Raw genomic sequence first — 8,727 nt, 5'->3', positions numbered from 1 at the left:
TTATTGGTGCTGCCAGCAAAACAAAAGCCCCTCTGCCGCTGATTTTTGCTTCCGCTATGGCGCCTGTTTCCCTGCTTTGCCAGGGATTAACGGATATCAGCCCGGCAGAAGGTCTGACATTTCCTGTGTCATGTAATTTTTGCACTGTAGCAGAATCTGGAGAACGTAAGTCTACGGTGGATAAGCTTTTTATGGCCCCAATACATGAGTTCGAGCGGGAAGCCGCGATTCGGTATGACAATGCGATTCAGCAGTATGAGACTGAACAGGAGATATGGGAGGAGGAACTTAAAGCACTGAAAAGTAAATTGAATAAACAGGTCAAAAAAAACCAGCCAACAGAGGAGATTAAAGAGAGTATCAGGGCACACCGGGAAATTATTCCGCAGGAGCCGACACGGGTACAACTACTGGGCAGTGACATTACCCCTGCAGCTTTGCAGTTTCAGTTGCATAAGGGGGGAGGATCGATGGCATTACATTCCGCTGAGGGGGATATCATTCTGGGAGGGCAGGCAATACGGAATCTGGGGATGCTTAATGACTTGTGGGACGGAGCACCATTTACGGTATCCCGGCGGTGCTCGGAAAGTTTCACCGTTCACAATGCCCGGCTGAGTGCATGCCTGATGGTACAGGATGCGCCTTTACGTAAGTATTTCAGACGGGCACAGCAGCAGGCCCGGGGAAATGGCTTTCTGGCCCGGTTCTTTTTTTCCCGCCCTGAAAGTACGATTGGTACACGAACTGGATATATTCTTGAAAATTACCGGCAATTCCTGATCCCGTACCATAAACGTCTTCAGGAACTTCTGGAGAACTATGTCCAGAAGATAGAAGCCGGAGTTCCAGTACGTCAGGAAAAAATGACTTTTACGCCGGAAGCACAGCTGCAATGGGGAGCGATGAGTGAGTACCTGGAACAAGAGATGACTGAGAATGGTCGTTATGGTTCCCTGCGCGATTTTGCCTCCAAAGAAGGGAATAAGGTGGCACGTCTCGCGGCACTGTTCCATTACTTTAATGGCGATGAGGGTGATATTCCCGAAGAGACGTTGATGAATGCTCAGAAGGTCAGTGAATGGTATCTGAACGAAGCGCTTTATTTGTTTGGTGCTAAACCGGAACAACCTCAGCATGTTCAGGATGCCGAGCTGTTATGGCGATGGCTGCATGATCGCTTTATGGATAATAACGGTCAGCCCCTGACGAGAAGCTGGATAAGCCCCAGGGTGCCAAATCTGCTTCGCAGGCCGGGTCGGTTACAGCCAGCACTGGAAAACCTGCGGAATACTTACCGGATATCGATGATGCATAATGGCAGAACGCTGCTGATTGCTCCTTATGATTTCAGGTGGTAAACAAGAAACTGGTGGCTTTACTGATAGCGAATTGAACGATACTGATACAAAAAAGCAGCTAAATCTGCAAAGTTAAGCAGGTTTAGCTGCTAAAGTGATTCACTAAGATGTATAAGTCATTAGACCTAACATTTTTTGAAGGCAGTACTTCACAACAATTACTGTATATAGGGAACAATATGACAGGTAAATCTGAAGGCAACAAAGAAAAGGGAAATAGCAAAAACAGAACATATTATTCTGAGGTGCTCGCCAGAGCACGATGCGAACCTCATAACGCCACCCCCCAGGAATTTGACTGGTTTTGCATGGGAAATTATCAATTTATACGCACCCTGAGTGTGAGGAACCTAATCTGTGAACTGGCAATCCGGACCGATCTGGGAATTGTGGCTAACACAAAAAGCGGACATGGCATAATAACCAAAAAATTATTTGATGAAATATATACTGACATTACATCCGGACGACCGAATATAAGCACCCGATTTTTATCTGATATGAGCAGACCTGAAATTATTAAACTGTCGGAAGATCTTAACAATGATTTAAAACATGAAAGAACCCCTGTCAGAGAGCTTAACGTACAGGACATATATGATTGCTACGAAGCATTGCTTGCTGGGGATGGTGATACATATTCACTCGCCCAGCTACATTCTAAACATCCTTGTTGCTGCCTTAACAAGATAGTCTCTGAGGATAAAACCAAGACACTACTTACCGAACTTCAGACACGCGGCGTAGAATTTATTTATCTTTCTGTTGACCCTTCTTATAGTGATCTGCAACTCATTGACTCATTCAAAAAAGTACTAAACGACGTCCGTAATAAAAATCATCTTTTAACTGAAAGTGAAGAGAAAGAGCATGTCCTTAGTAAACATAAATTACTTTCCATTGAACATGCCAAAATCATACCACTGATGGACCTTGTCATCTGGCAGGTCAAGAATAAGAAAGCACTGGATTTACGGCAAATCTATAATTTGCTGGAAAGTAACTCCTTGGATGCACGCGCTGTAGATACTGATTATCACCTAGGCAATTTCATTACACGCGTACTCGAACCCTTCGAACAAATCCTCAATGAAGGTAAACTCACCCCCCTTCTTAATACTTTTCGTTTAAAAATAGTGAGTTATGAAAAGTCACTTAGAGAGGCCAGTGAGGGATTTTAGATTCATGGATTTACATTTTTTTCAATATGTTTTTGAAATTATCTATTCATAGCGCTCACTTGGCCCTGTCAATTCTAACCTGTTGCTTCTCCAAGGGTACGATTAAGGGCAAAATGATGAAAGATAAAGAGCAGCAAGATGAACAGCAGTTCAAACTGATTGATTTGAAGTTTATTTGTGAAAATACCGGATTATCAAAGGCATTTATCTACAAGCTGATCGGTAATGACCTGTTCCCGCCGCCACTAAAACTTGGCCGTTCCAGTCGTTGGTTTCTTAGCGAGTTCCTTGAGTGGCTGAATAGCCGTCGTAGGAAGTAAGGACCCGGCTATGAACTGCTGATTTGTCCGGTAGCAAAAGGCAGCATGTTACGGCTGGGGCACTAACTTTCCTTAATGTGACGATGAATATGTTAGGTAGAAGTTCGGTATTATATTCATAATGTGTAACTACGGACAGGCTGCGGAATGAAAGGTTATTATGGTTCTTATTATATATTAGGTGTTAACTTAACCGATTGTAATTAAACCAAGTTGAATAATACTAATAAGGCATTAATAAATACGATCACACCTGTCTTAAAAGCAGGCGACTTTACTTGTTGCACATAAAACAAAACCAGTATAATCAGTACTTATGATAGAGATAACCTGAGAGAATTTCTTCTATCTAGCCTAGATTATTATTTATTTTAATAACATAAAAAAGAGGGTAGAATATAATGTCTTCTGACAGCTTTTTTGATATAGAATCTACCAGTATGCATGTGTCTACCGATGATACTACACTCGTCATCACTCATGATCTTGATACTGTACAAATACAGCAGAGGTTACTCTCCATATTAAATAAAATTATCAATTCCGAAGCTGTTGCATTCGAACTTAGCATAACAGGTGATTATAAAAAGTCTATAACTGGTTATCAGCTTGAAGAAGCAATCAGTGGATTATTTAAAATAGAAAAGAACATCAATGAATATCAAAAATTACATCCAACAATACAACTATTCAGCATAACGCTCAATACCCATAATCTGGATGAATTGTCAGCATCAAGGGTTGTAGAAGTAAATAACTGGTTGAGGCTATTTCGGGAAGAGGCTAATTCAATCTCGCATAAACGACTGTTGCGTAATTTCCAGCGAGCAGCCAGTAAAAATCTGAAGGGAGCCCTGGACTATGTGAATCATCTTTTTGAGCATCATTCCCGTTTACTGGTGGTCCGTATTGATCTGTCCTATCAGAAAGCAATCGTTAAAAACAGAGCGATTCCATCCGATATAACACGATTACACCGTAAGCGTTTATTTAAACGGGTTCAGTCGCACCCATTATTTAAGCATTGCCTAGGGTATATCTGGAAACTTGAATACGGACAGTACAAAGGATTTCACTATCACACATGCTTTTTCTTCAATGGCAGTAAAGTTCGGCGTGATATCACTCTGGCACGTAGTATTGGTGAGTTATGGAGGAATGAGATCACCGAGGGTAAAGGGCTGTACTTTAATTGTAATGCGATTGCGAATAGCTACGTCCAGTCAGGGATCGGTGACATTCATTACACCAATCAGGCGAAACGAGGTACGTTACAGAAGGTAATTACCTATATAACCAAGGTTGATACGGCTGTTCGTTTGATTTTACCTCAGGGAGCTCGCACATTTGGACGTGGGGAGTTTGTTTTACGAAAAGAAGAAACACGTGGTCGTCCCCGTTCTAGTGAAGAACTGCCTTTATCTATACGATAAAGGCATTGTATTACAGCAAAAATCAAATGAATCTAATTACGGTAAAAGAGGTAATCCTAATTCTTTTAGAAATTCGTTATGTTTTTGAGTTGCTGACTTAATCTGGCCATCCAGAGCAATCAGCTCAGAATGTACTGAAGCTAGTTTAATTTCTTCCTCAGCCTCAGTCGTACTCACATAGCGTGCAATATTCAGATTAAATTCATTCTTCTCAATCTCTTCCATGCTGACGCGACGTGCGTAGCGCGGCTCTTCCTTTCGGAACTGATACGTATTAATAATTTTTTCGATATGCCCAATTTCACCATCAGGCATTTCGTCCGTTCTAAGCAGTTGATTTTGCCGTTTACCCGGTTCGAAATGTTCGGCGGCATTGATGAACAATACATCATCTGGCTTTTTGCATTTTTTTAGTACCAGAATGCATACTGGAATACCTGTAGAAAAGAACAGGTTCGCAGGCAGACCAATTACTGTATCGATATGGCCATCCTTCAGCAGCTTTGTGCGGATGCGTGCTTCAGCACCGCCTCGGAAAAGTACACCATGAGGAAGAATAATTGCCATAACGCCATCTTCTTTTAAAAAATGGAAGCCGTGCAGAAGGAAGGCGAAATCGGCAGCAGATTTAGGTGCCAGGCCATGATTTTTAAAACGTACATCATCAGCTAATGCTGATGTAGGTTCCCAACGATAGCTGAATGGGGGGTTAGCGACCACGGCATCAAAACGGGGTATTTTAGCCGGATTGGTTTCGCGTAGCATGTCCCAATCGTTGAGCAGGGTATCACCGTGGAAAATATCAAACTCGGAATCTTTCACCCCGTGCAGCAGCATGTTCATGCGCGCAAGGTTGTAGGTGGTGACGTTCTTCTCTTGTCCGTAAATCTTGCCAATGCCGTGTGGCCCCATCAGGTGACGCACGTTGAGCAGCAACGAGCCGGAACCGCAGGCAAAGTCGAAAACACTATCCAGGTGCGAGCGTTTGCCCGTAGCTGGTTCCTGGCTGTCCAGAGTGACAATGGCTGACAGAATGTCTGAAATACGTTGCGGCGTGTAGAACTCACCGGCTTTCTTACCTGAGCCTGCTGCAAATTGGCCGATCAGATATTCGTAAGCATCACCTAACGTGTCGCTATCGGTCGAGAACTGTTTTAACCCCTCAGCAATCTCTTTGATTATCTTACAAAGACGGTCATTTCTTTCACCGTATGTTTTGCCAAGTTTTTCTGAGGCAAGGTTGATTTCCGAAAACAATCCCCGGAAAGCACTGGCGAAAGATTCTTCTTCAATGTACTTAAAGCCAGCCTGTAATGTATTAAGCAGCTTCACGTTTTGGGTTCGTGCCATTTCAGCAATACTCGCCCAAAGATACTGAGGCTCGATTACGTAATGCACTTTACGGCGCATCAGTTTTTCAAACTCAGGAACATCCTGATCATTTTGTTCATACCACAGAGTCAGCGGCGGATGACGCCCACCCTCTTTCTGTTTAGGGTAGTCTGGTCCCAGTTCTTTTTGAGCAGCAGCTTCGTAATTGTCCGACAGATACCGAAGGAATAAAAATGCCAGCATATAATCACGAAAATCATCCGCATTCATGGCACCGCGCAATTGATCGGCTATATTCCAGAGCGTTTTGCCCAGTTTTTGTTTTTCAAACTCAGTCATGTTTTTTCTTCACCTTCCTCAATCTGTTGAGGAAATAAATCAGGATTAAATGGATAGCGCTTCAGGAAATCGTTCAGAATTTTTTTGAAGTAGGCCTTGTTCTCATCGAGCATCTGCTGCGGTTCATAAAGCGAGTAATTACCATGGCTGAGGATATTGATCAGGCGTGCGTACAGAATTCCGTCTGGATCGTCATTATCCTGTTTGATGCAGGCCGAAAAACTCCTGTGACCATGGAAGCTCGCTGTCTTCTCCAGGATCGTGCGCAGCATGTTAAAGTGGTGAGTGAACAGCCGATCTTCATGCGCGGCCTGGTACAGTTCGGCTAGGGCGGCAACGTGGTGGAAGAAAGGCGTATCGTACTCTTCGGGCCGCAGTAAATAGCCGCCGCTGGTCTGATGTTTGTTGACGACGTACCGACGGGCGTTTCCTAGCTCATTGCACAGCACATTGAAGAACAAAGTGTGGTGCGTGGAAACCACCGTCTTGAGCTTGTTGTCCTTTCGTTTCAGCAGTTGCGCCAAGTGATTGGCAACAGCGATCGCGTTGTGTTCATCCAGCGACGAAATCGGGTCGTCGATATAGAGGTACTTTACCCACTGATAAGCCTCAATTTCTGGATCCATCGCCAGTTCTATCACTGCCAGAAAAAAGCACCAGATAAAGATGTTTTCCTCGCCGCGCGATACCTTGATATTGTCAACTATTTTCGTTTTCTCATCTTCACCATTCTCTCCCTTGACAACGACTGTGCGTGAGAAACGTACAGCCCACTCCGCTCCTTGTGTATCAATACGAAAATCGAAATCAGCATAACGCCGCAGCAGAGGACGAATACGGTTGTCCATTTCCAGATCGAACAGACCCTGAAAGAATCGCGAATCCCGGTTAAGTAGCAAACGTCGATCTTCATCGCCTTCCAGATCGTTGTTCCAGTGGAACAGATCTTCAGTGAACGCGTTGAAATACAACGTATCGCGGACTTTGTCCTGCTTTCTCATGTCTTTAAAAGACATAGACAACCGGGTCTTTCCCGTGCCGTTGTAAGCATAGAGCAGGATGGCCTTTTTGTTGTCCAGTTCGCTGCGCAGATGAACCGCCAGAATGGAAAGTTCAGGAAAAACAAGTGGATCATTCTTCTTCATCACTATTCCCCATCCATAATCATCCAGGCTTTGTGGTAGATCGCACCTTCTCTACCTAAGGCCTCACTCCAAACTTGCTCCGGTAACTTTTCTAAACGTTGACGAATAGCTGGCAGCGAATCCTCCTGCGTTAATCGTAAAGCTTCAGCCAAACGTGGCGCAGCACGGCGAGGAACTCCCAAAAGACGTAGTGAAACCGCCTCATCCCTGGCAACACCGTAGTAATCCTGCGATGGAAGATTATATAACCGGCTACGCTCCTCATCATCCAGTTCTGCCGTGGTAACGCCGTATTGCTCAGACTGGTAAGTTATATGCCAAGTCATGCAAGTACCTCATCCAGCACCGGGAACAATTGCTGCATCAAGCCCCTCTTGTGGATTTTCAGGGCGTCTATTCTCTGGCTTTGGGCGGTGATCAGTTCGTCGAAGGGAGAGAGACAGTTAGCAATCTTGCTCTGCTCATTCTCTGTTGGTGGCAGAGGAACACTAAATGAGCGAATTTGGGCGAAATTCAGACCTTGCCTATTTCCTCCAGCTTGAAAGCTGTCAATCTTTTTCTGACCAATTTCTGAAATCAGGAATTGATTAAGAAAGACGGGGTGCAACTCATCTTGCTTGACACGAATTATACAGACATGTTGATTCACATTCCCGCCAGCGATGCGTGAATCGGCGACTGCGCTTCGACCAATCGATGCGCCTGTAATGTTGAGCAAAACGTCAGATAATTTAATTTCGGTAGAGTCAAAGGATTTATGTGTCTCTTCGTCAATAAATACTACGTCATCCAAGATCAGCTCACCCCAGCCAATATTCTGGCTGCGTACGAACGGGTGCCCTTTGGTTTTATAATTTTTATTGCCCCCGGTCGGAGTGATTCCACTACCGACTTTGGTTGTCAGTGACCCTAGTTTATACTCCTTCCATTCTCCTGAATCCCGAAATTCTGGGAAACGCACCCGTGGCACAGTTTCACCCTCCCGTGGAAAAAGTTGTTGCAACAAACCTTTTTTATATTTCTTCAAGGCAGCCAGTTTCTGGATTTCTGCTGTGAGCAGGTTATCCATCGAAGACAGGCAGTCGGCGATTTTTTGTTGCTCTGCTTTATGAACAGGTAGAATAATTGGAAAAGACAGGAAAACGTCAGTCTGGATACGCTTTGCTTTCCTACCACCATCCGCAACCTCTCCATTTTTCTTATAAAAATCATTACGTTTCACATATTCAAGAAGAAATATGGCATTCAATTCATCGTTAATATCAAAACAGGGTAAATCAACAGTAGATTCAAAACCGTCAAGTTCTTTTGGCACGATGCCAAAAGCTTGATTAAGAAAATCAAGCTTGCTGTATATAAATTGCCCAGCACGACGTTTGTAATATTTAGTGTTCTCACTACCTTTAATAGATTCTTTTTTCGCGAATACACCTTTCCCCCAGAGTTTTACTGTGATTTTTTTAGCCGTATCTCCTGTACTACCTTCAATTCGACTTTCAACAAGAAACTTTTCGAGTTTTTCTTTGTTCCATTCCCCGTCGTTATGAAACTCAGGAAACCGCATTCTTGGTAGCAGCTTTTGTTTATCGTTTCCTCTCATTCTGCTTTCTCCCGAG

8 protein-coding genes are annotated in these 8,727 nt (G+C 43.8%); 4 read left to right on the top strand and 4 right to left on the bottom strand.

Annotated elements, in window-relative coordinates; all coding sequences use genetic code 11:
• The 4 genes from AAIR21_RS16300 to AAIR21_RS16285 form a co-directional block, all read left to right on the top strand.
• Nucleotides 1-1,361, top strand: a 1,361-nt coding sequence (locus tag AAIR21_RS16300) for a YfjI family protein (protein ID WP_434681546.1), incomplete at its 5' end; no start/stop codon positions are given.
• 179 nt (nucleotides 1,362-1,540) lie between these two features.
• Nucleotides 1,541-2,542 carry a DUF6387 family protein gene (locus tag AAIR21_RS16295; RefSeq protein ID WP_434681543.1) on the top strand — a complete coding sequence of 334 codons (1,002 nt, stop codon included), beginning with the start codon at nucleotides 1,541-1,543 and terminating at the stop codon, nucleotides 2,540-2,542.
• A 113-nt stretch (nucleotides 2,543-2,655) separates the two neighbouring features.
• Nucleotides 2,656-2,862, top strand: a complete 207-nt coding sequence (locus tag AAIR21_RS16290) for a helix-turn-helix transcriptional regulator (protein ID WP_434681541.1) — start codon at nucleotides 2,656-2,658, stop codon at nucleotides 2,860-2,862.
• 401 nt (nucleotides 2,863-3,263) lie between these two features.
• Nucleotides 3,264-4,295, top strand: a complete 1,032-nt coding sequence (locus tag AAIR21_RS16285) for a YagK/YfjJ domain-containing protein (protein WP_434681539.1) — start codon at nucleotides 3,264-3,266, stop codon at nucleotides 4,293-4,295.
• Between the two features lie 36 nt (nucleotides 4,296-4,331).
• Here the strand turns inward: AAIR21_RS16285 and AAIR21_RS16280 are convergent, their stop codons facing one another.
• The 4 genes from AAIR21_RS16280 to AAIR21_RS16265 are packed head-to-tail and all read right to left on the bottom strand — an operon-like array spanning nucleotide 4,332 to nucleotide 8,711.
• Nucleotides 4,332-5,966: a type I restriction-modification system subunit M gene (locus AAIR21_RS16280; RefSeq protein WP_434681537.1), complete on the bottom strand. Its 1,635-nt coding sequence runs from the start codon at nucleotides 5,964-5,966 to the stop codon at nucleotides 4,332-4,334.
• Nucleotides 5,963-7,111: an AAA family ATPase gene (locus AAIR21_RS16275; RefSeq protein WP_434681534.1), complete on the bottom strand. Its 1,149-nt coding sequence runs from the start codon at nucleotides 7,109-7,111 to the stop codon at nucleotides 5,963-5,965. The genes AAIR21_RS16280 and AAIR21_RS16275 overlap by 4 nt, the downstream gene beginning before the upstream one ends.
• A gap of 2 nt (nucleotides 7,112-7,113) precedes the next feature.
• A complete protein-coding gene (locus AAIR21_RS16270) occupies nucleotides 7,114-7,437 on the bottom strand; it encodes a hypothetical protein (protein WP_434681532.1) in 324 nt (107 codons plus the stop codon).
• On the bottom strand, nucleotides 7,434-8,711 hold the full coding sequence (locus tag AAIR21_RS16265; RefSeq protein ID WP_434681530.1) for a restriction endonuclease subunit S: 1,278 nt from the start codon (nucleotides 8,709-8,711) through the stop codon (nucleotides 7,434-7,436). The genes AAIR21_RS16270 and AAIR21_RS16265 overlap by 4 nt, the downstream gene beginning before the upstream one ends.
• Nucleotides 8,712-8,727: the final 16 nt, after the last annotated feature.

The organism is Enterobacter sp. PTB, assembly GCF_051130085.1.
Classification (GTDB): domain Bacteria; phylum Pseudomonadota; class Gammaproteobacteria; order Enterobacterales; family Enterobacteriaceae; genus Enterobacter; species Enterobacter ludwigii.
Note: the sequence above shows the minus strand (reverse complement) of the source record. Positions and strands in the feature narration are given on the sequence as shown.